The sequence below is a fragment of the Micrococcus sp. SL257 genome, from assembly GCF_026625585.1.
GTDB lineage: Bacteria > Actinomycetota > Actinomycetes > Actinomycetales > Micrococcaceae > Micrococcus > Micrococcus luteus.
Genome location: NZ_CP113053.1, coordinates 518,401 through 541,604, shown reverse-complemented (window position 1 = coordinate 541,604; position 23,204 = coordinate 518,401). Strand labels below are relative to the sequence as shown.

The 23,204-nt window shown below is 73.3% G+C and carries 22 protein-coding genes; 4 read left to right on the top strand and 18 right to left on the bottom strand.

Features of this window, described 5'->3' with window-relative positions; translation table 11 throughout:
* Positions 1 to 8: 8 nt before the first annotated feature.
* Positions 9 to 1,436, bottom strand: a complete 1,428-nt coding sequence (locus OVA32_RS02555; RefSeq protein ID WP_267715062.1) for a helix-turn-helix domain-containing protein — start codon at positions 1,434 to 1,436, stop codon at positions 9 to 11.
* On the bottom strand, positions 1,433 to 1,870 hold the full coding sequence (locus tag OVA32_RS02550; protein ID WP_010079970.1) for a DUF779 domain-containing protein: 438 nt from the start codon (positions 1,868 to 1,870) through the stop codon (positions 1,433 to 1,435). Before OVA32_RS02550 ends, OVA32_RS02555 begins: the two co-directional genes overlap by 4 nt.
* A gap of 265 nt (positions 1,871 to 2,135) precedes the next feature.
* Here OVA32_RS02550 and OVA32_RS02545 point away from each other — a divergent pair, with 265 nt between their 5' ends.
* A complete protein-coding gene (locus OVA32_RS02545; RefSeq protein WP_095353839.1) occupies positions 2,136 to 2,687 on the top strand; it encodes a GNAT family N-acetyltransferase in 552 nt (183 codons plus the stop codon).
* A gap of 32 nt (positions 2,688 to 2,719) precedes the next feature.
* Here OVA32_RS02545 and OVA32_RS02540 read toward each other — a convergent pair whose 3' ends face one another.
* Entirely contained in the window at positions 2,720 to 4,375 is a 1,656-nt protein-coding gene (locus OVA32_RS02540; RefSeq protein ID WP_095353838.1) for a thiamine pyrophosphate-dependent enzyme, read from the bottom strand.
* 167 nt (positions 4,376 to 4,542) lie between these two features.
* On the opposite strand from OVA32_RS02540, the gene OVA32_RS02535 reads away from it, so the two are divergent.
* Both OVA32_RS02535 and OVA32_RS02530 read left to right on the top strand, forming a co-directional pair.
* Entirely contained in the window at positions 4,543 to 5,304 is a 762-nt protein-coding gene (locus OVA32_RS02535) for a CGNR zinc finger domain-containing protein (protein ID WP_095353837.1), read from the top strand.
* A gap of 96 nt (positions 5,305 to 5,400) precedes the next feature.
* Entirely contained in the window at positions 5,401 to 6,387 is a 987-nt protein-coding gene (locus OVA32_RS02530) for an L-lactate dehydrogenase (protein ID WP_041103415.1), read from the top strand.
* 10 nt (positions 6,388 to 6,397) lie between these two features.
* Here the strand turns inward: OVA32_RS02530 and OVA32_RS02525 are convergent, their stop codons facing one another.
* The 4 genes from OVA32_RS02525 to OVA32_RS02510 form a co-directional block, all read right to left on the bottom strand.
* Positions 6,398 to 6,799 (bottom strand): hypothetical protein, encoded by a 402-nt coding sequence (locus OVA32_RS02525; RefSeq protein ID WP_036317513.1) that lies wholly within the window; start codon positions 6,797 to 6,799, stop codon positions 6,398 to 6,400.
* Positions 6,800 to 6,989: 190 nt separating this feature from the next.
* On the bottom strand, positions 6,990 to 7,571 hold the full coding sequence (locus OVA32_RS02520; RefSeq protein ID WP_010079963.1) for a hypothetical protein: 582 nt from the start codon (positions 7,569 to 7,571) through the stop codon (positions 6,990 to 6,992).
* Positions 7,572 to 7,631: 60 nt separating this feature from the next.
* The gene (locus OVA32_RS02515; protein WP_036385008.1) at positions 7,632 to 9,044 is read right to left on the bottom strand and encodes an MATE family efflux transporter; all 1,413 of its coding nucleotides are present in this window, start codon (positions 9,042 to 9,044) and stop codon (positions 7,632 to 7,634) included.
* 1 nt (position 9,045) lies between these two features.
* Positions 9,046 to 9,999, bottom strand: a complete 954-nt coding sequence (locus tag OVA32_RS02510; RefSeq protein WP_012751117.1) for a CPBP family intramembrane glutamic endopeptidase — start codon at positions 9,997 to 9,999, stop codon at positions 9,046 to 9,048.
* Positions 10,000 to 10,142: 143 nt separating this feature from the next.
* Here OVA32_RS02510 and OVA32_RS02505 point away from each other — a divergent pair, with 143 nt between their 5' ends.
* A complete protein-coding gene (locus OVA32_RS02505; RefSeq protein ID WP_041103417.1) occupies positions 10,143 to 10,556 on the top strand; it encodes a VOC family protein in 414 nt (137 codons plus the stop codon).
* Between the two features lie 79 nt (positions 10,557 to 10,635).
* On the opposite strand, the gene OVA32_RS02500 is transcribed toward OVA32_RS02505, so the two are convergent.
* From OVA32_RS02500 to OVA32_RS02445, 11 genes are all read right to left on the bottom strand, one after another.
* The gene (locus OVA32_RS02500; protein WP_041103419.1) at positions 10,636 to 12,153 is read right to left on the bottom strand and encodes a SulP family inorganic anion transporter; all 1,518 of its coding nucleotides are present in this window, start codon (positions 12,151 to 12,153) and stop codon (positions 10,636 to 10,638) included.
* 58 nt (positions 12,154 to 12,211) lie between these two features.
* A complete protein-coding gene (locus tag OVA32_RS02495; protein ID WP_010079958.1) occupies positions 12,212 to 12,838 on the bottom strand; it encodes a hypothetical protein in 627 nt (208 codons plus the stop codon).
* A gap of 324 nt (positions 12,839 to 13,162) precedes the next feature.
* Positions 13,163 to 14,257 carry a permease gene (locus OVA32_RS02490; RefSeq protein WP_010079957.1) on the bottom strand — a complete coding sequence of 365 codons (1,095 nt, stop codon included), beginning with the start codon at positions 14,255 to 14,257 and terminating at the stop codon, positions 13,163 to 13,165.
* Positions 14,258 to 14,273: 16 nt separating this feature from the next.
* On the bottom strand, positions 14,274 to 14,918 hold the full coding sequence (locus tag OVA32_RS02485; protein ID WP_010079956.1) for an ABC transporter ATP-binding protein: 645 nt from the start codon (positions 14,916 to 14,918) through the stop codon (positions 14,274 to 14,276).
* Positions 14,915 to 15,970, bottom strand: a complete 1,056-nt coding sequence (locus OVA32_RS02480; RefSeq protein ID WP_036384988.1) for a hypothetical protein — start codon at positions 15,968 to 15,970, stop codon at positions 14,915 to 14,917. The genes OVA32_RS02485 and OVA32_RS02480 overlap by 4 nt, the downstream gene beginning before the upstream one ends.
* On the bottom strand, positions 15,967 to 16,572 hold the full coding sequence (locus tag OVA32_RS02475) for a hypothetical protein (RefSeq protein ID WP_230594463.1): 606 nt from the start codon (positions 16,570 to 16,572) through the stop codon (positions 15,967 to 15,969). Before OVA32_RS02475 ends, OVA32_RS02480 begins: the two co-directional genes overlap by 4 nt.
* 624 nt (positions 16,573 to 17,196) lie before the next feature.
* Entirely contained in the window at positions 17,197 to 19,185 is a 1,989-nt protein-coding gene (locus tag OVA32_RS02470; RefSeq protein ID WP_036384541.1) for an ABC transporter ATP-binding protein, read from the bottom strand.
* Positions 19,182 to 20,939 (bottom strand): ABC transporter ATP-binding protein, encoded by a 1,758-nt coding sequence (locus OVA32_RS02465; protein ID WP_036384543.1) that lies wholly within the window; start codon positions 20,937 to 20,939, stop codon positions 19,182 to 19,184. The genes OVA32_RS02470 and OVA32_RS02465 overlap by 4 nt, the downstream gene beginning before the upstream one ends.
* Positions 20,940 to 21,461: 522 nt before the next feature.
* Entirely contained in the window at positions 21,462 to 21,737 is a 276-nt protein-coding gene (locus OVA32_RS02455; RefSeq protein ID WP_036384544.1) for a metal-sensitive transcriptional regulator, read from the bottom strand.
* 72 nt (positions 21,738 to 21,809) lie between these two features.
* On the bottom strand, positions 21,810 to 22,592 hold the full coding sequence (locus OVA32_RS02450) for a sulfite exporter TauE/SafE family protein (protein WP_080696032.1): 783 nt from the start codon (positions 22,590 to 22,592) through the stop codon (positions 21,810 to 21,812).
* Between the two features lie 6 nt (positions 22,593 to 22,598).
* The gene (locus tag OVA32_RS02445) at positions 22,599 to 23,192 is read right to left on the bottom strand and encodes a rhodanese-like domain-containing protein (protein WP_052007121.1); all 594 of its coding nucleotides are present in this window, start codon (positions 23,190 to 23,192) and stop codon (positions 22,599 to 22,601) included.
* Between the last annotated feature and the right edge of the window lie 12 nt (positions 23,193 to 23,204).

Below are 23,204 nucleotides of genomic sequence, written 5' to 3'. Positions count from 1 at the left end.
GGGCCGGCTCAGGCCAGGTCCCGCTCGATCCGCTCGAGCGTGGCCACGGCGAGCGCGCGCCGCGGCGAGTCCGTCGGCAGCAGACGCAGGGCGGCGCCCCAGAGCTCGACGTCGTCGCGGGCCTCGGGGCGGCCCAGGTAAGCCCAGAGCTGGTCGACATCTGCGTCCTGGGCGACGGCCTCGCGCAGCGCCTCCCCCAGCTCCGCGCGGATCGAGGCGACACCGGGGGACGCCGACCGCGGCAGCACCGGCCCAACCGCCGCGTGCAGCGCACGGTCCAGATCCCCGGCGCGCAGCGCCTCCCGCGCGCACAGCAGGTCCGCGTGCACCTCCCCCACGAGCCGGTACGGCCGGGACAGCAGCTCCACCGGCGCCCCCACGTCCCGCAGCGCCCGGCGGAGTCGATGCACCTCGGCGCGCAGCGAGATGGCGCGGGCGGGGGCGTCGCCCGGCGCGGACCGGGGCCCGGCCGTCTCCTCCGGATACAGCGCGACCTCGAGCTCGGCGCCGGTCAGGCCCGGGCCGTGCCACGCGAGGAGGGTGAGGATCTCGGCGTGCCGGCCGGTGAGCTCGACCCCGTCCAGCGTGGGCGGCAGGTGGCCGGTGACGCGCAGCAGGCCCGCGGCGGCGTCGTGGCGGTGCGGCGCGGCGGCGGGGCTCGGCGCCGGCGAGGCGGACGGCGGAGCCGAGGGGCCCGGCGTCGGGGCGGTGCCGCGGGGACGGCCCCGGGACGGGGCGGGCAGGTCCCGCCAGGCGGCGTGCACGGCGTCCACGGTGGCCTGGAGCAGCGGCAGGGCGAGGTGGCTGACGGCGTCCTCGCCGCCCGTGAGGTCCAGGACCCCGACGAGCCGCCCGGTGGCCGGGTCCGTGAGCGGGACGGCCGAACAGCTCCACGGGTGCACGCGCGGGCTCAGGTGCTCGCCGCGGCTGACCTGCGTGGGGGCGCCGGTCGCGAGGACGATGCCGGGGGCGGAGGTGCCCATGGACGCCTCGGACCAGTCGGCGCCGGCCACGAAGCCCATGGTCTCGGCGTGGCGCACCGCGGTCCGGTCGCCCTCGACCCACAGCAGGTGGCCGCGCGCGTTGCCGATCGCGGCGAGCATCCCGGCCTCGGCCGCGGGGTGGATGAGCATGCGTCGGACCACCGGCAGGGCCACGGCGAGGCGCTGGTCTCGGCGGGCGGCGGCGAGGTCGTCGTCGGAGAGGGTGGCCGGGTCGGTCTGGCCGGGTACCGCGGGGGTGAGGGCGCCGAGGGAGCGCAGCCAGGACTCACGGACCTCTCGCCGCAGCCCCTGCAGGGCGGCGCGCAGGCCCTGGTCTGCGCCGGCCGGAGCGGTGGGCGACGACGGCGCGAGCGACAGGCGGACCGCGGCGAGGGACTCGTGGGCCCGGTCCACGGCGCGTCGGTAGGCGCCGGTGGCGAGGGTCGAGCTCATCCCGAGCCTGCCATCAACCGCGAGCGGATCAGGAACCGCTTGCCCTCGGGGGCCTCGACGGAGAAGCCGGAGCCGCGCCCGTCCACCACGTCCAGGGTGAGGTGGGTGTGCTTCCAGTATTCGAACTGGGCGGCGGACATCCAGAACGGGATCTCCACGGCGGCCTGGTCCCCCTCGGCCGGCAGCGCGAAGGTGCCCAGCAGGACGTCGGCGGCGCCGGTCGTGAAGTCGCCGGCGGGATAGCACATGGGCGCGGACCCGTCGCAGCAGCCGCCGGACTGGTGGAACATGAGCGGGCCATGGATCGGGAGGAGTCGGCGGATCAGCTCGAGCGCCGCGGACGTCATGGCGACGCGGGACAGGGTCTCGCCCGGCATCTCGGGGCGAGCCTCGAGCGCGGGCGCATGCTCCGCCGACGAGGACGGCACGGTCATTGCGGCCTCCTGGGGATGGGCGATCGTCGGTCCCCCCACCCTAGCCTGCAACGTGATCCACGTCACCCCAGCCGGCGTGGTGGGGGGCGCGGCGGCCCGGGGGCTGTGCCGCGAGCCAGACGTTTCGGCTGCAATCAGGGGCTGATCACGACCGAAACGTCTGGCTCACGGCGCGGGGGTGGCGCGGAGGTGGGGAAAGCACGAGGGCTGGGGCGGCGGGCGGCTCACGCGGCCACGCCCGGCGTCCCCCTCGTACACTCGGCACATGCTCCCGGACCCCAGCCCCACCGTCACCGTGGACGGCCTCCTGCTGCGCGCCGCGGACGAGATCGCGGCGCGCGAGGCGGACGCCGAGCTGCATCGGGAGGGGTTCGACTTCCTGATGGCCGGCACCCGCTCCTTCCCCGCGATCCGCCGCGCGTTCGCCGCCGAGGCGCGCGGCGACGTCGAACCCGGCCGCGTGCCCGCCTCCTTCTACGTGGGCGTGGACGAGGCGGGCCATCTGGTGGGCCGGGTGTCCGTGAGGTGGGAGCTGAACGAGGCGCTGCGGCACGTCAACGGACACGTGGGCTATGCGGTGCGCCCCGCGTTCCGGCGGCGGGGCCACGCCGCGCGGCTGCTGCGCGGCGCCCTGACGCTGCTGGCCGCACGCGGGGTGCCCGCCGCCCTGCTCACGTGCGACGAGACGAACACCGCCTCCGTGGCCACGATCCGTGCGTGCGGGGGCGTGCTGCGGGACCGGGTCGAGGCGGACCTCGACGGTGCGCCCTTCCCCGTGCCCCAGCTGCGCTTCGACGTCCCCACGACGGCGGCCTGACCGGAGGGACGGCGGGGACCGCGCCGCCGGCCTCAGTAGGCCTTGACGCGCTGCTCCACGATCAGGTGGATGAGCGCGAACCGGCCCTCCTCCTGGACCGCCTTGAGCGCCGCGTCCACGGCCGCCGGCACGTCCGCGTCCCGCTCCACGCGCACCCCGAAGCCGCCGAACGCCTGGGCCATGGCGGCGAAGTCGGGGTTCTTCAGCTGGGTGCCGGAGACGCGCTCGGGGTACTCGCGCTCCTGATGGGTGCGGATGGTGCCGTACTCCTGGTTGTCCATGACGATCACGAGGGGCTTCGCGCCGTACTGCGCGGCGGTCGCCAGCTCCTGACCGTTCATGAGGAACTCGCCGTCGCCGGCGATGGTCACCACGGTGCGGTCCGGGAAGTTCAGGGACGCGGCCACGGCGCCCGGCACCGAGTAGCCCATGGAGCCGTTGCGGGCCGAGATCATGGCGCGGTAGCCCTCGGTCGGGAAGTACCGGTGCGCCCAGTTGGTGTGCTCGCCCGCGCCGAGGGAGATCATCGAGTCCTTCGGCAGCTTCGGCACCAGGTTGGCCATGAGGGTGGCCATCTTCGCCTGACCCTCGGACGGCTCGGCCGGGGGCAGGGCCGCGAACTTCTCCTGCTCGCCGCGCATGCGGGAGGTCCACTCCTCCCACTCCGGCTTGACCTCGAGCTCCATGCGGACGAGGTCGCGGATGAACACATCCGGCTTGGCCACGATCTGGTGGGACACGGGGCCGGAGCGGCCGCGCAGGGACGGGTCGATGGTGACCAGGAAGTTCTTCTTGTCCCAGTTCTGGCGGATGGTGAAGCCGTTGGTCACGACGTCGCCCGGCACGGTGCCGACGAACACGATGAGGTCGGTCTCCTCGAGCATGTCGTAGGTCGGCTTCGGGCGGCCGTAGCCGATCGGGCCCACGTAGGACGGCGAGGAGAACGGCACGGTGCCCTCAGTGCGCCACTCGGCGGCGGCGGGGATCTTGTGCTCCTCCAGCCACGTCGTCAGGGTCTGCGCACCCTCGTCCGTCCAGTCGTTGCCACCGGTGATGAACAGCGGCTTGCGGGACTCCTTGAGCGCGGCGTGCAGGGACTTCCAGTCCTCCACGGTCATGCCGCCTGGGGCCACGGGGATCTGCGGGTGCAGGTGCGCGTCGATCTCCTGGCGGATCACATCCTCCGGCAGGCCGACGACGACGGGCCCGGGCCGGCCCGAGCTCGCGGCGAACATGGCCTCGGCCACGATCTCGGAGGCGCGCTCCGGGTGGTCCAGGACCATCACGCGCTTCGCACCGGTGCCGAACCAGGCGTGCGGGTCGAACTCCTGGAAGGCCTCGCGGTCGCGGTGCTCGAACGGGATCAGGCCGACGAACAGCACGAGCGCCGTCGAGTCCTGCCACGCGGTGTGCAGGCCGACGTGGGCGTTCGCGGCGCCCGGGCCGCGCGTCACCATGGCGACGCCGGGGACCTCGTTCATCTTGCCGTCGGCCTCGGCCATGTACGTGGCGCCGCCCTCGTGGCGGCACACCACGTTCTCGATGTCCGAGTCGTGCAGGCCGTCCAGGACGTCCAGGTAGGACTCGCCCGGCACGGAGTAGACGCGCTTCACGCCGTGGGACTCGAGGGTCTTGACGATGACGTGCCCGGCGGAGAGGCGACCGGTCGCCTGGGAGGTCTGGGACATGGAGGTCTCCTGTGCTGGTTCGGGGGCCCCTCCGGCCCCGTGGGTGCACCCCGCCGCGCAGACGGGGTCCGTGGGGGTCAGGGTACTGGACGGGGCGGCGCCGGAGGCGACCCGATACGCGGCGTGAAGCCGGTGACGGGAGGGCGGGCCCGCCGTACGCTTTCCCCATGCTCTCCGCGCCGACGCTCTCCCGCCTCGCCTCCCTGGCCGCGTTCCTGAACACCGCCCCCGGACTGCGGGGCGGTCAGCCGGCGGACGAGCGGTTCACCGCCGCCACGCAGCTGCCCTCCCTCGTCCCTGAACTCCAGGAGGACGAGGTCCGCCTCCGCCTGGCCGCCGCCGCGGCCGTGCGCGGCCGCGAGCTCCGCGGCCGTCTGGCCGAGGTCTGGGCCCTCGCCGCCGGGGACGAGGCGACCGCCGTGGAGCGCGTGAACGCCCTCCTCGCCGCGGCCGGGCCGCTGCGGCTGACGGCCGGGGGCGACGTCGTCGGGCTGGCCCCGGCGCAGGTCCCCGCCGACGCGGTGGAGCGGCTGGCCGCGATGGCCGCCCTCGCGCTGGCGGAGACCGCGATGGACGGCGAGCTGACCCGCCTGCGCGTGTGCGAGGGCGAGGACTGCGAGAACGCGCTCGTGGACGCCAGCCGGAACCGGTCCAAGCGGTTCTGCGACGAGGCCAACTGCGCCAACCGCACCCACGTGCGCTCCTACCGGGCACGCCTGGCCGAGGCGGCGGAGGCCGCACCCGCGACGGATCCGGCCGGGCCGGCCGGGCCGGAGGAGGCGGAGGCGCCGGAGGCCGTCGTGGACTCCGAGGCCGCCGCCGACGAGCCCCGCCGGGAGACCGAGAAGGAGAAGAAGGAGCGCAAGAAGGCGGAGAAGAAGGCGGAGAAGAAGGCCCGCAAGAAGAAGTCGGACAAGAAGAAGGACTGACCCGGCCCTGCCCGCCAGGTGACCCGGCGCTGAACATCGGGGGACGGGGCGGCCTCTGGTTCCGTCGGCCGGCCGGGCACCCCTAGCCTGCGCGGCATGAGCGAGCACACCCCCGTCCACTCCCCCTCGTCCCTCGGACCCGCCCACCGCAAGGTCGGCGTCGTGGGGGCCGGCGGCGTCGGCACGGCGATCTGCTACGCGGCGCTGATCCGCGGCGTCGCCCGCGAGGTCGCCCTCTACGACATCGACGAGCCCAAGGTCCGCGCCGAGGTCCTCGACCTGGCCCACGGCACCCCGTTCACCTCTGCGTCCGCGATGACCGGCGGCGCGGACCCGGACGTCCTGGCCGGCTGCGAGGTCGTGGTGATCACGGCCGGCGCCAAGCAGAGGCCGGGGCAGACCCGCCTCGACCTCGGCGCGCACAACGTGGAGATCCTGCGCGGTCTGCTGCCCCAGGTGCAGGCGCACGCGCCGGACGCGCTGGTCGTGCTCGTCACCAATCCCGTGGACGTCCTCACGCTGGTGGCCCAGCGCCTCACCGGTCTGCCTGCCGGCCGGGTGATCGGCTCGGGCACCCTCCTGGACACGTCCCGCCTGCGGTGGCTGCTGGCGTCGCGGGCGCAGGTCCACGCGTCGTCGGTGCACGCGGCCATCCTCGGCGAGCACGGGGACACGGAGTTCCCCGCGTGGAGCTCGGCGCGCATCGGCCCGACGCCCCTCCTCGAGTGGCCGACGCCGGCCGACCCGCTGTTCACCCGCGCCGACCTGGACGAAGTCGCGGACACCGTGGTCAACGCGGCCTACGAGGTGATCCAGGGCAAGGGCGCCACCACGTACGCGGTCGGCGTGGCCACGACCCGCCTGCTCGAGGCGATCCTGCGCGACCAGCACGCCATCCTGCCGGTCTCCACCGTGCTCGACGGCGTCCACGGGCTCTCGGGGGTCGCGCTGTCCATGCCGTCCGTGGTGGGGCGCGACGGCGTCACGCGCGTGATCGAGCCGGAACTGGACGCGGCGGAGATGCGGGCGTTGCACGCCTCGGCGGACGCGCTGCGTCGGGAGGCGCGCAGCCTCGGGTTCTGAGGCGCCGGCCTCAGGCGCGCGGGGCGTCGCCTCCGGTGCCGCCCTGCGCGCGGCGCTCGGCGGCGGCCTGGGCGCGGCGGTCGGCGGCGGTCTTGCGGAACATCTCCTCGGAGGAGCGGTTGACGCCGGAGCCCTGGGAGAGGTGGTCCGGGTTCTCACGGGCGGCGAGCTGCAGCATGGCCACCACCACGAGCGAGGTCGTGAAGAAGACGCCGAAGGCGATCAGCGCGATGTCGATGCGCAGCGGATTCTGCGTGCCGCCGGAGGCCGTGATGCCGGCGATCACCCCACCGACCACGCCGAGCACGGCGGAGAAGACCAGCGGGCCCTTGACCGTGGTGCGCAGACCGCCGCGTGCCGGGCGGCCGGATCCGGCGCGATCGGCGGACGGGCGGGGGGACGGTGCGCTCACGGCGGGACTCCTGACGGCTGGGGGCGGCTGGGGCGGCACGGCCCGCACAGGCGCTCGGGGCTGAGGCCTTCGGGGCGCGGCGGACCGGAGCCAGTCTACGCGTCCGGCCGGCGGGTGGCCCCGCGGGGCCCCGAGGTCCTCCCCCGGCGAACGTCCGCCCCGCGGGTCAGGACGGCGACGTCGACCCGGTTCAGAGGCCCCTGGCCGTGCCGCGATCCCGGCGCACCTCGTGGTGGAAGCCGAGACCGGAGACCATCAGGAGCACCCCGATCAGGATCGCCCCGCCGCCGGCGATGCCGAGCAGGGCGTGCGGGCCGAAGCCCTGCAGGGCCGCCACGACCACGCCGCCCCCGGAGAGCAGGCCCACGAGCCCGGTCCACAGCTGGTCCCGCGCGGGGATGAACTCGCGGCGGTGGCGGGCCCACGCCACGAGCTCGGCGACCCCGCCGAGCACGAGGGCGGCGCCGGCCGCCACGCCCACCGCGGCCGGGGACCCCAGGAACAGCAGCACGATCACGCCGAGCATCCACGCGGCCGCCGCCAGCGACAGCGGGGAGCGCATGGCCACGGGCACCGGGTCGCGGCGCAGGTACTCCCACATCGCCGAACCGGAGAACGCCAGATACAGCGCGAACATGACCTTCATCCACGTCAGGCCCGGCTCGGCGACGAACACGGTGGTCAGACCGAACGCCAGCGCCACCACGGCGCGGATCAGGATCGGCTTGAACACCACGGACGAGATCTCGAGGGGGGTCTGCACGGTAGCCACCGCCCCAGTCTAGGAGCCGTGCGGCCGCGGCCCGGCCCGCGCGTCACCGCCCGGACGCGCTCACACGACGCCGAGCCGCATCCAGTCGTCGCGCCGGGCCCGCCAGCCGAGGGTGAGCGCCCGCATCCCCATGTAGACCCCCGCGAAGCCGAGCCAGAGCAGGCCCAGCTGCACGCCGGCGTCGGGCACGGCGGCGTTCGGTCCGGGCCAGACCGCGGTCCAGCCGAACCCGCCCGTGGCGAGCTGCGCGAGCACCCAGAGCGCCGGCGCGTAGACCACGAGGTTCACGAGGCCGGCGAGGGCGAGGTAGCGGGCGTCGCCGGCGCCGATCAGCACGCCGTCCAGCACGAACACGTACCCGGCCACCGGCTGCCCGGCGGCCAGCACCCACAGGCCCACGGTGGCGGCGGCCTGCACGGTCGGGTCCGTGGTGAACAGCCCCGGCAGCACCGGCGCCGCGAGGGCCAGGACGGCCCCAGTCACGACGCCGAAGCCCAGCCCCCAGTGCACCATCGTCCGGGTGAGGCGACGGGCGGCGTCCGGCCGGGCGGCCCCGAGCTCGGCGCCGATCAGGGCCTGCGCGGCGATCGCGAGGGCGTCGAGGGCGAACGCCAGCGTGGAGAACAGCGTGAAGACGAGCTGGTGCGCGGCGAGGGTGAGGTCGCCCGCGCCGGCGGCGGCCATGACGGTGATGAGGATGGCCGCGCGCAGGCTCGCGGTGCGCAGCAGCAGCCACGACCCCACCTGGGCCGTGGCGCGCATGCCCGAGGCACGGGGCGCCCACGCCGTGCCCGAGCGGCGGAAGCGCGGGGCCAGCACGAACAGGTACGTCACGAGCATCGCCCACTGCACCACGGACGTGCCGATGGCCGAGCCGGCCACGCCCCAGCCCAGCCCGTACACCAGGGCCACGTTCAGCCCGATGTTCGCGCCGAAGCCCACACCCGCCACCACGAGCGGCGTCACGGTGTCCTGGAGGCCGCGGAGCACCCCGGTGGCGGCGAGCACGGCCAGCAGGGCCGGCAGCCCCGGCATGGACCAGCGCAGGTAGGCGACGGCATGGGCCTGCACCTCGCCCGTCGCGCCGAGGGCCGCCGTCAGCGCGGGGGCCGCGAGCCAGCCGAGGACGGCCAGCACCGCGCCGAGCAGCAGGCCCAGCCAGATGCCGTCGCGGCCGCGGTCCATCGCGGCGGCCGGGTCCCCCGCCCCGATCAGCCGGGCCACCGCCGGGGTGGTGGCGTAGGCCAGGAAGATCATGAGGCCGGTGAGCGTGTGCAGGATGGTGGTGCCGATCCCGACGCCGGCCAGCTGGGCCGTGCCCAGGTGCCCGATGATCGCGGTGTCGGCCAGCAGGAACAGCGGCTCCGCGATGAGCGCGCCGAACGCGGGGACCGCGAGCGCGAGGATGCGCCGCGTGAGGGCGCGCGCGTCCTGCGGGGCGGGCGCCGCCGTCGAGCCGGAGGGTCCCGCCATCTCAGCCCAGCAGGGCCAGCAGCGGGGCCAGCGCCGTGGTCGGGGCCGTGGGCTCGGGCAGCGTGTCCGGCAGCAGGGGGGCCACGAGGTAGAGCATCGCGATGGCGATGCCGTTGTTCACCATGTGCAGCAGCACCGCGTACCCGAACGAGCGGCCCATCAGGATGTAGGACACCGTGATCGCCACCGCGAGGGTCAGGTACGGGACGGTCTCCACGAGCCGGAAGTCGCCGCCGGTGCCGAGGAAGTGCAGGAGTGTGAACGCGAGCACGGAGACCACGGCGCACACCCACACGTTGATCCAGCGGGAGAGCTTGCCGATCAGCAGGTGGCGGAACAGGTACTCCTCCACGAGCGGGGCGGCCACCACGGTCATGAGGATCATGAGCACGGGCGGGGCCTGCGTGGTCATCTCCTCGAGCGCGGCCTGGTTGGCGCTGGTCTGCGCCTCCCCGATGAGGCTCAGCACGATCACGTTCACGACGATGCACGCCAGCCACGTGGCGGGCAGCAGCAACAGCTTCCACCACGTGCCCGTGCGGAACACCCGCAGCGACGTCACGAGCGGGCGCCAGGCCACGGCCAGCACGAGCACCACGAGGATCGCGTAGCTGACGATGTTCACCGTGAACCCGTCGCGGACCAGGTCGAACGCCTCGAGGTCACCGGGGACCAGGCCGAGCGACACCGCCAGCCACAGCCCCAGCCCGAGCACCATGAGCGCCACGTACACGAGCACCACGACGGCGTCGCCCCAGTGGAACCGACCCGGGGTCCAGTCCGGCGCGGGGCGGGCCGCGGGCCGGCGGCCGGGCCAGCCGGCGGGGACGCCACCGGGGGCGCCGGGGTGCCCGTGCAGGCTCGGGGCGACGGCGGCGCGGCGGGCGGACGGCCGGCCCGACGGCGGCCAGCCGGCGGGCGGACCGGCCGGCGGGCCGGAGGGAGGAACGCTCATGGCGGCCACGCTACCAACGGGGGCGGACGCGCCAGGCCGCGGGCGCCGTCGTCGGGAGCGGCTCCGTGGCCCACGCCACGCCCGCGCGCCCGCGACACGCGCGCGGTGGCGGCGGGCCGACCGCCTCGTCTACGGTGCTCCCCATGGCCTTGTTCTCCCAGCCGGTGTTCATCAACCTCCCGACGACGGACCCCGAGCGGATCCGTGAGTTCTGGACGACCCTGGGCGCCACCGCGATGGACGACTACTCGGACGAGCACTCGGTGTGCATCGAGCTCACCGAGTCGACGTACGCGATGTACCTCAGCCCCGGCTACTACACCGACTTCATCGGCAACCGTGAGATCGCCGACTGCCTCACCACCAACTCCGCCCTCATGGCGCTGACCGTCGGCGACGCCGCGGCGGTGGACGCCCTGGCGGACCGGGCGATCGAGCTCGGCGCCGCCGAGGTGCCCCTGCCCGAGGACCTGCGCGAGGAGATGGCCGACTCCGGCATGCACTCCCGCGAGATCGTCGACCCGGACGGGCACCAGTGGGAGTTCATCACCACGTGACCTCGGCCGGGGCCCGCGTTCGTTGCCGAGACGACGGCCTCCCGGGGCGCTTCCCTTGCCGAAACGGGAGCCCGCCGGCTCAGGCGCCGAGTCGCCCGGTGAGGCGCGCGTGCATCGCCGCGGAGGCCTCGTTCAGCCCCGTCACCTCGGCGTGGATCCCGTGCCGGGCGTACTTGGTCAGCACCGAGTCGAGCGCGGCCACAGTGGAGGCGTCCCACACGTGCGCGGCACTCATGTCGATCACGACGCGCGGCGGGTCGAGGGCGTACTCGAACTGCGAGTAGAGGTCGTTCGAGGACGCGAAGAACAGGGCGCCGTGCACGCGATACGTGACGGCGTCGCCGTCGTCGTGGACCTCGCGGACCACCGTGACCAGACGCGAGACGCGCTGAGCGAAGAGCACCAGCGCAGCGAGCACGCCCACACCCACGCCGATCGCGAGGTTGTGAGTGAGCACCGTGGCCGCCACGGTCACGACCATGACGGCGGTCTCCGAGCGCGGCATCGCGCGCAGGGTGGCGGGGCGCACCGAATGCCAATCGAAGGTGGCGGCGGCCACGAACATCATCACGCCCACGAGCGCGGCCATGGGGATCTGCGCCACGAACTCGCCGAGGGCCACCACGAGGACCAACAGGAACACGCCCGCGAGGAACGTGGAGATCCGGGTGCGGGCGCCGTTCGCCTTGACGTTCATCATGGTCTGCCCCACCACTGCACAGCCGCCCATCCCGCCGAACAGCCCGGAGACCACGTTCGCGACCCCCTGCCCCCAGGACTCGCGCGTCTTGTCCGAGCGGGTGTCCGTGATGTCGTCCACCAGCTTCGCGGTGAGCAGGGACTCGAGCAGCCCCACGAACGCCATGCCGATGCTGAACGGCAGGATCAGCCACAGCGTCTCCCACGTCAGCGGGACGTCCGGCAGGCCGAGCGCGGGCAACGCGTCCGGCAGCGCGCCACGGTCCCCCACGCGCGGCACGGTCAGACCGGCGGCCATCACCAGGGAGGTGACCACGACCACGGCCACCAGGGTCGCCGGCACCGCCGTGGTGAGCCGCGGCAGCAGCACCACGATCACCAGGGCGAGCGCCGTGAGCGGGTACACGAGCCACGGGACGCCGATCAGCTCGGGCAGCTGCGAGGTGAACACGAGGATGGCCAGCGCGTTGACGAACCCCACCATCACCGACCGCGGGACGAACCGCATGAGCCGGGCCACACCGAGCACGCCGAGCAGGATCTGGATGACACCGCCGAGGATGATCGCGGCAAGCAGGTGCCCCACCCCGTACGCGTGGGACAGCGGTGCGACGACGAGCGCCACCGCCCCCGTGGCCGCGGAGATCATGGCGGGGCGGCCGCCCACGATCGCGGTGGTGACGGCCATGGTGAAGGACGCGAACAGCCCGACGCGCGGATCCACGCCCGCGATGATCGAGAACGCGATGGCCTCCGGGATGAGCGCCAGCGCCACCACGAGGCCCGCGAGGACCTCGGTGCGCAGCCACCGCGGGGTGCGCAGGGTGCGCAGCACCGACTGCCGCTCGCGGGGCGTGGCGGGCGGCGTCGTCGTGGTGGTGGCGGCGGGGGCGGGCATGCCTCGAGGGTAGCGGCGGCCCCGGACGCGGCAGGCGCGGACGACGCGGAGCGTGCACTCAGCCGAGCAGCTCCTCGATCAGCGAGGACTCCTCCCGATGGAGGCGCGCCACGAACGGCAGCAGCATGAGCACGCCGAACAGCGCACCGTCCCGTGTGGTGCCGGCGGCCTCGTGATCCACCTCGACGCGGGTCAGGGAGAACATCCCACCCGAGTGGAACCGGGCGACCCGCCGTGGCCGGCCGCCGTCCTCCCCCTGTGCCCGCACCTCCACGGAGCCGTCCCAGTCCGCGCGGGCCACCACGCGACGCCCCTGGACCGTCCCGTCGACGGCGAAGTAGAGCACGTTCTCGCCCCAGATCTCCTTGAGCTCGTCATGCACGGGCGCCGGTGGCTCCCCCTCGGCCGGTGCCGTGACGTCCGGTCGATGCGTCACGGCATAGGTCGGGCGCAGCAGGCGGCCCACCGCGCTGCGCCACGTGGCCCGGCGGATCCCCACCGTGGTGGCGGCACCGCCGATCGACTCCCAGCGGAACGTGCCGGTGCGTTCGCAGCCCGCCAGCTCCCCACGGACCACCCGGCCGACGAGCTCGCCGTCGTCGCGATGCACCGCGACGGTCCGCATGCTGCGCCGGACGGTGTCCAGCGTCCCCTCCCGGAACCCGTACGTGCTGGTGCGCGTCATGGCCCTCCTCTCCGCCCGCCGCGGTCCGGCCGCATGAGGCGTGCGTCCCAGTGTTCCAGAATCCCCGCGTCCCGTGGGCAGGGCTTCGTGGGCAGGGTTCCGTGGGCAGGGTTCCGTGGGCAGGGTTCCGTGGGCAGAACCGGCGGCGATTCAGGTTCCGTGGGCGGAAGGAGTCACTCTTCTGCCCACGGAACCGGCTGACCCGCCCACGGAACCGGTTGCCCTGCCCACGGAACCCCGAGAGGCGACTCGGGCGGCATCGCCAGGGAGCACCCGCGCCGGCACCCACCCCCGCAGGCAACGGGCCACCCCCGCGCGCACCCGTCACGCCGTGCGCATCACCCGCACGGGGTCGCGGAACGCCGCGAAGGCCGCCGGGAGCAGGCTCGCCACCACGGCGGTCAGCGCGGCGAGCACGGCCACCCCCGCCACGAAGTCCAGCCCCAGCGCCCCGCCCTGCCCCACGACGACGGCGTAGCCCGTCCCCGCGCCCACCACCGCCCCGAGCACCGCCGGCGCGGCGGTGCGGACCGCCACGAGCAGCACGAGGTCCGCGCGGCCGATGCCCAGGGTGCGGCGGCGGCCGAGGTCGCGGCGACGGATGAGCACGTCGGCGAGCACCACGATCGCCACGAAGAAGGCGCCCGCCCCGAGGATGAGCAGCAGCAGGGACCGGCCGAGTCCGGCCAGCTCCCCGGTGATCGTCGCGTTCCCGGCGGCCAGCGCCCGCGCGGTCTGCACCTGCGAGGAGCGAGGGTCGGGGTCGATCACGGCCAGGGCCGAGTCCTGCATGGCGCGGGTGCCGGCGGTGTCCGGGGCCAGGACACGGACCTGCTGGACCACGAGGGAGGCCGGCGCGGCGGGCACGGCAATCGCGTAGTCCGCGAGGTCCTCGAACGGGGTGAGCGCCTCGAACGCGCCCACCACGGCCCACTGGCGTCCGTCTCCGGACTCGAGCGCTCCGGAGGGCTGGGCCAGGCCCAGCTCGGCCAGCTTCGCCTCGGGCACCACCACCTCCCCGGGGCCCGGCAGGCGGCCGCGCGTGAGCTCGACGCCGCGGTCGACGGTGCCCACCACGTGGGTCACCGCCACGCGAGTCCCGCCCGCACCGATCGCGGCGTTCACCGTGTCCACGGGCATGTCGCGGGCCAGGGCGGCCTCGGCGGAGTCGAGACCGGCGAGGGTGGCGACGGTGGCGCCGGTGAGGAAGCCGGTGCCACCCGAGTCCGTCACGGTGAGCACGCGCGCCGCGGGCCCGGAGAGCTCCGCGGCGACGGCGGCCTCCGTGGCCGCCTGACGGCCCACCGTGGCGACGGCCGCGAAGCACATGGCGGCCACCACCAACAGCACGAGGGCGGAGGGCACGGGCGCGGTGCGGGCGGCGGTGAGGGCCTCGCGCAGCAGGGTCCTCAGGTTCACGGGCGGGCCTCCGGGTTCACAGTCGCACCACCTCGTCCGCACGGGCGACGACGGCCGGGTCGTGCGTGGCCACCACCACGGTGCGCCCCTCCCCCGCGGCCTCGGCCAGCGCGTCGAGCACGAGGGAGGCGTTGTCCGGGTCGAGGTTGCCCGTGGGCTCGTCGGCCAGCACCACCGCAGGGGTGTTCACGAGTGCCCGGCAGACCGCCACGCGCTGGGCCTGGCCGCCTGAGACCTGGCCCGGCCGGTGCTCGGCCCGGTGCCCGAGGCCGAACCGCTCCAGCAGGATCCTGGCCCGGCCTTCGAGCTCGCGACGGGACAGGCCGGCGTAGAGGCCGGGCTCCACCACCGAGTCCAGGATGGGCCGGGACGGGTCCAGCTCGGCGTCCTGGAACACGAACCCCACGGACGTGGCCCGCAGCCGCGCCCGGCGCCGGTCCGGGAGGGCGGAGGCGTCGACGTCGCCCAGGCGCACCACGCCCGCCGAGGGCGTGAGCATAAGCCCCAGCACGTACAGCAGCGTGGACTTGCCGCGCCCGGACGGGCCGGTGAGCGCGGTGACGGCGCCAGGGGTGAAGCGGTGGGTCAGGCCGTCGAACAGCTCCTCCGCGCCGCGCGTGTACGCGAAGCGCAGGTCCGCCACGGAGAGCTCCGCGTTCACGGGGCGCCGTTCAGCACGCGCACGGTCTCCCCGGCGTCCACGCCGTCCACCACGGCCAGTCCGTCCGCGGAGCCGCGGACGATGACGGTGCGCTCCTCCTGGACGCCGTCGCGAACCACGGTGACCCTCGCGGCGCCGTCAGGCTGGGTGCGCAGCGCGGACACGGGGACCACGGGCCCGGTGACGGGCGGGACCACGTTGACCTTCGAGAGCAGGGAGGTGGAGGCCTCGGCGGGCAGGGAGTCGCAGTCCGCGCCGCACACCGCGCCGCCGTCGGGGGCGGTCAGGGGGATGCGGATCAGCCCTTGGTCGTCCGCGGTGGACTCGCCGGCCACGGCTTCCCACTCGTGCTCGCCGTGGGGCACGGTCACCGCGGTGCCGGCCGGGATCATGGCGGCCTGGTCCTGGTTGACCTCGATGGCGAACGTGGGCTCGTCGCCGGGGCGGGCGACGATGGTCTCGCCTCCCGCGAGCGCGCCGCCGACGGCCGTGGCCTTCGCGTCCACGCTGAGCGCGGCGGGGAGTGATTCCAGCACCACGAGCTGGCCCAGCTCCACGGTGTCCGCGGCCGGGTAGTCGCGCTCGGTGAGCCAGCCGTTCCAGGCGACAGCGGTGGCCTCGTCCCAGGTGCCGGTGACCTCCACCTTCGCCCCCGTGGCGGCGAGCATGCGCTGGAACGCGGCGACATCGCTGCCGGTGGCGCCCTCGCCGAGCGCCCGCCACTGGGGCAGCTCGCCCTGCACGGTGATCACGGGCTGCTGCGCGACGGCGTACAGCACGTCCCCGGCGGCCACCTCACCGGACTCCCCGGCCCGGGTGACGACGCCGGACAGCGCGTTCACGGCGGCGGGCGCCTGCTCGCGCGTCACGGAGACGCCGAGGGTGATGACGCGGCCGAGCTCCTGCTCGGCGACGGTGACGAGAGCGTCCTCGGACGGACGCTGCTCGGCCTGGGCCGGAGGGGTGAGCGTGGCCCGGCCGGCCCAGAAGGCCAGGACGGCCACGATCAGGAGCACCCCGGCCAGCGTGGCCCAGCGGAGCGGCCGGGTCATCCGGAGGTGCCCCAGAAGACGTCCTGCGGGGGCAGCTCCGGGCAGGTCTGGACGACCTGCGTCTGGCGCTCCTCGGGCACGCCTCTCATGGTCGCCTGCAAGGGCCACCAGTCATGGCGGCCTGGTGTGAAGAAGGCCGTCACGAAGGACTCCTTGGACGGCCGTGTGCTGGTGTCCACAGTGAACCCCTGCGCTTCGAGACAGGGGATGAGGTACTGGTCCCAGTAGTCATAGACAAGGCGAAGCTGCGGTTCGCTCCAATCCTGGGTATAGCTCGGGTCGACTGGGTGCTGGGCGATGCAGGTGTTCATCGCCAGCGCCCAGGCGCGAGCCTGCGCAGCCGGCGGCGTGGAGTATCGGAGACCGCCCGTCGGCGAGACCTCGACGGGGAATCCGTCTGCCCTCATGCACGAGGCGACCTTCTGATCTGATTCCAGGGGAGTCGTGGACCAGTCCTTCCGCTGGACCTGAAGGATCTCGGGAGTTCCCCCGCTCTCTGCCAGGCGGTCCATCTGTTCTCGGTAGGCCGCTTCCTTCTCCGGCTCCGTCGCCAGAACGGGTTCGATGACCTCGGTCGGTTTCCATGTGGCGGCATCCCACACCTTTGAGGGGGTACTGCCTGTCTCCGCGTGCGCCGACGCTCCTGCGTCCGCGCCGGAAGCACACCCCGCCAACAAGAGGGCCCCGACGAGTCCGACCATGGCACCAGCGAAACCGCTTGTCATTCGCCCCTCAGGCACAAGACACCCCAGCGCTCGCAGAGAAAATATCAGTAGGGGTAGTAGCAGTAGCCATTGCTACCCGAAAGAAGCAATGAGACCGAATCGGCCTTCCAGGTCTGGGTGCCTCGGAGACCAGGCTCCCAGTACCTCACGTAGTAGTTGGCTTTGGTACTCGACACTCCCCCAACCGACACCGTGAGGTAATCCCCGTACCGCTGCTGCTCGCCACGGACGCCGACATATCCACCTCCGGCACTGCAGTCCTGTCGCCCGGAGTCCGTCAATGCCTGTGCCGGCACTGCCCCAGAAACGGCCAACAATCCCGCGACGGCGATACCGGCCCCGACCTTTGCAACCCGCTGCTTCATACCCGTGACGATCCTCCTCAGGATTCAAGCTCAAATATGAGCCGCGTCACACACTAGGCGCTAAGGCCTCCCACGGCAAGGGATTCTTCCTGGCCTCCTCAGGCCGTCCCGATTCCCTTTGCGCTTGCTGCAGCCATCACCGGGCGTCGTCTCGTGAGGCCGCGCCGTCGTCGTCCTCCCCGCCCTTGAACTGGCTCATGTAGAGCCGGTGGTAGGCGCCCTTGGCCGCGAGCAGCTCGGCGTGGCTGCCCTGCTCCACGATGTCGCCGTGCTCCATCACGAGGATCACGTCGGCGTCGCGGATGGTGCTGAGGCGGTGGGCGATCACGAAGCTCGTGCGGTCCGAGCGCAGCGCCGCCATGGCGCCCTGGACCAGCACCTCGGTGCGGGTGTCCACGGAGGAGGTGGCCTCGTCCAGGATCAACAGGGAGGGCTGGGCCAGGAACGCGCGGGCGATGGTGATGAGCTGGCGCTCGCCCGCGGACACGTTGGAGGCGTCGTGCTCGATGACGGTGTCGTAGCCCTCGGGCAGGGTGTGCACGAAGCGGTCCACGTAGGTGGCCTTCGCCGCCGCGACGACCTCCTCGTCCGTGGCGTCGAGTCGGCCGTAGCGGATGTTCTCGCGGATGGTCCCGCCGAAGAGCACCGCGTCCTGGAGCACCATGCCGGTGGCGGCGCGCAGCTCGCTGCGGCTGACCGTGCGGGTGTCCACGCCGTCCAGCAGGATCCGCCCGCCGTCCACCTCGTAGAACCGCATGATCAGGTTGACCAGGGTGGTCTTGCCGGCGCCGGTCGGCCCGACGATCGCGACCGTCTGCCCCGGTTCCGCCACGAGGTTCAGGTCCGTGATGAGCGGCTTCTCCGGGGTGTAGGAGAAGCGCACGTGCTCGAACTCCACGCGACCGCGCAGCGGGCGCGGGAGGTGGGCGACGACGTCGCCGTCGGGGGTCTCCTCCGGCTCGTCGAGGAGCTCGAAGATGCGCTCGGCCGACGCCACGCCGGAGATCAGCATGTTGGACATGCCGGCGATCTGCCCGAGCGGCTGGTTGAACTCGCGCGAGTACTGGATGAACGCGGTGACGGCGCCGAGGGTCATCTGCCCGTTGGCCACGCGCAGGCCGCCGACCACCGCGATGCCCACGTAGCCCAGCCAGTTCACCCACTGCATGATCGGCATGATCATCCCCGAGTAGAACTGCGCCGTGAACGCGGCCTCGTACAGCTCCTCGTTGCGCTCGTCGAAGCGCGCGGCCATGTCCCGCTGACGGCCGAACACGGTCACCAGCTCATGCCCCGTGAACGACTCCTCGATGTGCCCGTTGAGCCGGCCCGTCTCCCGCCACTGCGCGGAGAACAGCGCCTGGGACTTCTTGCCGATCACGCCCACCACCACGCCGGCCACCGGCAGCGCGATCAGGGCGATGAGCGCCAGCTGCCAGGACAGCCAGAACATCATGCCGACGATGCCGATCACGGTCAGCACCGAGTACACGAGCGAGGCGAACGCCTGTTGGAGGGCCTGCTGGACGTTGTCCACGTCGTTGGTGGCGCGGGAGAGCAGGTCGCCGCGCTGCCCGCGGTCGAAGTAACTCAGCGGCAGCCGGTTGATCTTGGCCTCGATCTCCTCGCGCAGGCGGAAGACGATGCGCATGACGATGTCATTGAGCACGCGGCCCTGCAGCCACATGAAGGTCTGCGCCACCAGGTACATGCCCAGGACGATGAGGATCAGCCGGCCCAGCTCGGTGAAGTCGATCCCCTCGCCCGGCGTGAACGCCATGCCGGAGAGCATCTCTGCGGCCTGGTCCTCGCCCTGGGCGCGCAGCCCGTCGATGACCTGCTCGCGGCTCAGCCCGCCGGGCATCTGCGCGGAGACCACGCCGCCGAAGATCACGTCCATCGCCCGGCCCAGGACGTGCGGGGCCCACACGTTGAGCACGACGGCGACCAGCACCATCAGCGCGACCACCACCAGGCCCAGCTTCTCCGTGCGGAACAGGCTCATGAGCCGCTTCGCGGACGGCCAGAACGCCTTGGCCTTGCGGGCCGGCCCGCCGCCCCAGTCGTCGGTGGCGCCCTGCTCCTGGATCTCGAGGATCTCCTCGTCCGTCAGGTGCTCGCTCATGCCACGTCCTCCGCGGTCAGCTGGGAGTCCACGATCTCCCGGTAGGTCTGGTTGTCCGCCAGCAGCTCGGCGTGGGTGCCGCGGCCGACCACGCGGCCCTCGTCCAGCACGATGATCTGGTCGGCGTCGGTGATGGTGGCCACCCGCTGGGCGACGACGATCCGAGTCACCCCGGCCGCCGCGCGGTCGAGCGCCGCCCGCAGCCGCGCGTCGGTGGTGACGTCCAGCGCGGAGAACGAGTCGTCGAACACGAGGATCCGCGGCTCGGCCACGAGGGCACGCGCGATGGACAGGCGCTGGCGCTGGCCACCGGAGACGTCCGTGCCGCCCTGGGAGAGGCGCGAGTCCAGACCGGAGGCCGCCGTCTCTGCCTTGCCGGTGGTGCGGGCGCGCACGAAGTCGGCGGCCTGGGCCGTCTCGAGGGCCGCCCAGATGCGCTCGTCCGAGGCGTCCGGGGCCCCGAACTGCATGTTTTCCCGCACGGTGCCCGAGAACAGGTACGGCTTCTGCGGCACGAGGGCCACGGCCTCGGTCAGCTCGGCCCGGGCCAGGTCGGTCACCGGCACACCGTCCACGAGCACCTCGCCGGACGTCGCGTCGTACAGCCGCGGCAGCAGGCTGATCAGCGTGGACTTGCCGGAGCCGGTCGAGCCGATGATCGCCGTCGTGGTGCCGGGGGCGACGGCGAAGCTGACGTCGTCGAGCACCGGCGCCTCGGCGCCGGGGTACTGGAAGGTGACGTGGCGCAGCTCCACGGCGCCGTCGCGACGCGCGGGGGTCACCGGGCGGACCGGCTCAGCGAGCGTGGGGACGGTGTCCAGGACCTCGCCGATGCGGCGGGCGGAGATCACGGCGCGCGGGAGCATCATCATCATGAAGGTGCCCATCATCACCGCCATGAGGATCTGCAGCAGGTACTGCATGAACGCGGTGAGCGCGCCGACCTGCACGAGCCCCGCGTCCACGCGCTCGCCGCCGAACCACAGGACGGCGGCGGTGGCGAGGTGGAGGATCATCGTGATGACCGGGCCGAGCAGCACGAACAGCCGGCCGATCCGCACGGACGTCTCCGTCAGGGCGGCGTTGGCGTCCGTGAACCGGCGTGTCTCGTGGCGCTCGCGCACGAACGCGCGGACCACGCGGATGCCCTGGATCTGCTCGCGCATCACGCCGTTGACGTCGTCGATGTTGTCCTGCATCCGCTGGAACAGCGGCATGAGACGGGCGACGATCCACGCCACGATCACCAGCAGCACCGGCACGGAGACCCACACGAGCCAGGACAGGCCCGGGTCCTCGCGGATGGCCATGATGATGCCGCCGACCGCCATGATCGGCACGGCCACCATGAAGTTCAGGGCCATGAGGGTGAGCATCTGGACCTGGTTGACGTCGTTGGTGCCGCGCGTGATGAGGGTCGCGGCGCCGAAGCGGCCGAGCTCCTCCGCGGAGAACGCGTCCACGCGGGTGTAGACGGCGCGGCGCAGGTCCCGGCCGACGCCCATCGAGGCCTTCGCCCCGAACCACACGGCGGCGATCGCGGCGACCACCTGCACCAGCGCGACGCCGAGCATCACGAGGCCGATGTCCCAGATGCGGGCGGTGTCACCGCGGGCTACGCCCTCGTCGATGATGCGGGCGTTGAGGCTGGGCAGGTACAGCATGGCCAGCGTGCTGATCAGCTGCAGCACGACGACGGCCGCGACGGCGCCGCGATAGCGCCGGCCGTGACGGCGGAGCAGGGTCCAGAGCATGGGGCTCCCAGGGAGTCGGGATGGGCGCGCGGCCGCGTGGGGCCGCAGTGAGGTGGGCCGACGTGGGCCGGGTTCATTGTGCCCCAGCCGCGGGCGAGGAGGTCGGGCAGCAGCCGTCGTCGTCGGACGCCGCGGGCGCACCCCGGACAGCCGGCTGCCGAACCACCCGCTGGCGGACCCGCACGAGGACTGAGCGACGCCAGACGGGGGGCGTGAGCCAGACGTTTCCGCTGCTGAGGGTCCCTCAGAACAGCACGAACATCTGGCTCACGCCCCCGGAACGCCTGGCTCAGCGCCCGAAGAGCCTCGCGAAGAACCCTGCGGCCCCGGCACGGCCCGCGCGGGCTGCGTCGCGCTCGGCATCAGAGTGACGGCCATCGCACCACTGCGCCGCGGGGACGACGGCCTTGACGGACTCGACGTGCCGGCCGCATCCGGCCCAGGTGGCCCTGCGGCAGACGCGGCAGCGCGCAGGACGGCACATGAGGGATCCTTTCGGCGAGGGGGCTTCGGGGTGGCCGGTCAGGCCAGGGTCATGAAGAGCTTCTCGAGCTCGGCGACGGTGAGCTTCTCCTCGTCCTCCGCCTTCTCGGGGTCGGCGAGGCAATACTGCATGGCCGCAGAGACGATCGCGAAGCCGGCGCGATCCAGCGCGGTGGAGACGGCGGAGAGCTGCGTGACCACGTCCTTGCAGCGACCCTCGCCCTCGACCTCGCGGATCACGGCGTCCAGCTGGCCGCGGGCCCGCTTGAGGCGGTTGAGGATCTTGCGCTGGGTCTCGGCGTCGGCGGTGCGCACGGCGACCTCCTTTGTCACGGTGGCGGGGAGGGGAATCATATCCCCAGGGGTATCCGGCGACGTCGCCGGAGGTCACACGAGGAGACCGATGAGTTCCCGGACGAGGATCACCAGGCCCATGGCCAGCACGAACCAGCCGAAGCCCTTCTTCAGCGCCTTCTCCGGGACCCGCTTCATGAGCGGAACGCCGATCAGCGCACCGACCACGGCCACACCGGTGACCCACAGCAGCAGGTCCCACGGCAGCGTCACGCTGGTCAGGTAGCCGCCGAGGCCCGCGAAGGACTTCATGGCGATCACCAGCAGGGACGTGCCCACCGCAGCGGACATCGGCAGGCCGCCGAGCAGGACCAGCGCAGGGACCACGAGGAACCCGCCGCCGGCGCCGACGATGCCCGTGACGAAGCCGACGACGACGCCCTCCAGCAGGATCTTCCCGAGCGGGTGGCGGCGGGGCTCGACGTCAGCCGAGGCCTCCACTGAGGGGGCGGCCGCCGGCTGCGTCTTCTTGGGCCGGATCATGGCCCACGCCGTGAAGAGCATCATCACCGCGAAGGCGATCAGCAGCAGGGTCCCCGGCAGGAAGCCGCCGACGACGCCGCCCAGGAGGGCACCCACCATCGAGGCCGCGCCGAAGATCAGGCCGGTGCGCCACCGGACGGTGCCGTGCCGCGAGTGCAGCAGCACTGAGACCAGCGAGGTCACACCCACCACGAACAGGGAGCCCGCGATGGCCTGCTTCGGCTCGAGGCCGGCCACGTACGTCAGCAGGGGCACCATCAGGATCGACCCGCCGCCACCCATGAGGCCGAGCAGCAGGCCGACCACGAGGGCCAGGGCGAGGACGATCCACATCACGGGTCAGCTCCGCTTCCCCGCGCCGGTGGGGATGCGGCCGATCACGTCGCCCGCGGAGCGCTCCTGCGCGGGGCGGTTCCACGGCATCTTGGCCAGCACGGACGCCATGGCGCACGTGTTGGACACGGCGGAGAAGGACAGGCCCGCGCCGATCGCGGCGGGGATGAGGCCGAACCGCTTCGAGCCGACCTGGGAGGCCACGGCCCCGACCAGCGCGATGGACCCGGCGGTCATGCGGACCTGACGGTCCATGGACCAGCGGTTGCCGCTGCGGACGACCTCGCCGCCGGCCTCGGCGTAGGCGGAGATGCCGCCCTGCAGGACGCGCGCGGAGGTGAAGCCGGCCTGGGCCAGACGGTCCTGGGCGGTGCCGGCCCGGCTGCCGGACTGGCAGACGAGCACCGCGGTGCCGTCCAGGCGGGCGGCGACCTCGTCCGCGTGCTCCTGGAGCAGGTCCAGCGGCACGTTGTAGGAGCCGGCGATGTGCTCGGTCTCGAACTCGCCGGGGGTGCGCACGTCCAGCACGACGGCGTCGGGGCGGGCGGCCAGCTCGGCCTTCAGGTCGCGCGGGGCGACGGGGGACAGGGTGACGCTCATGGGAGGGGCTCC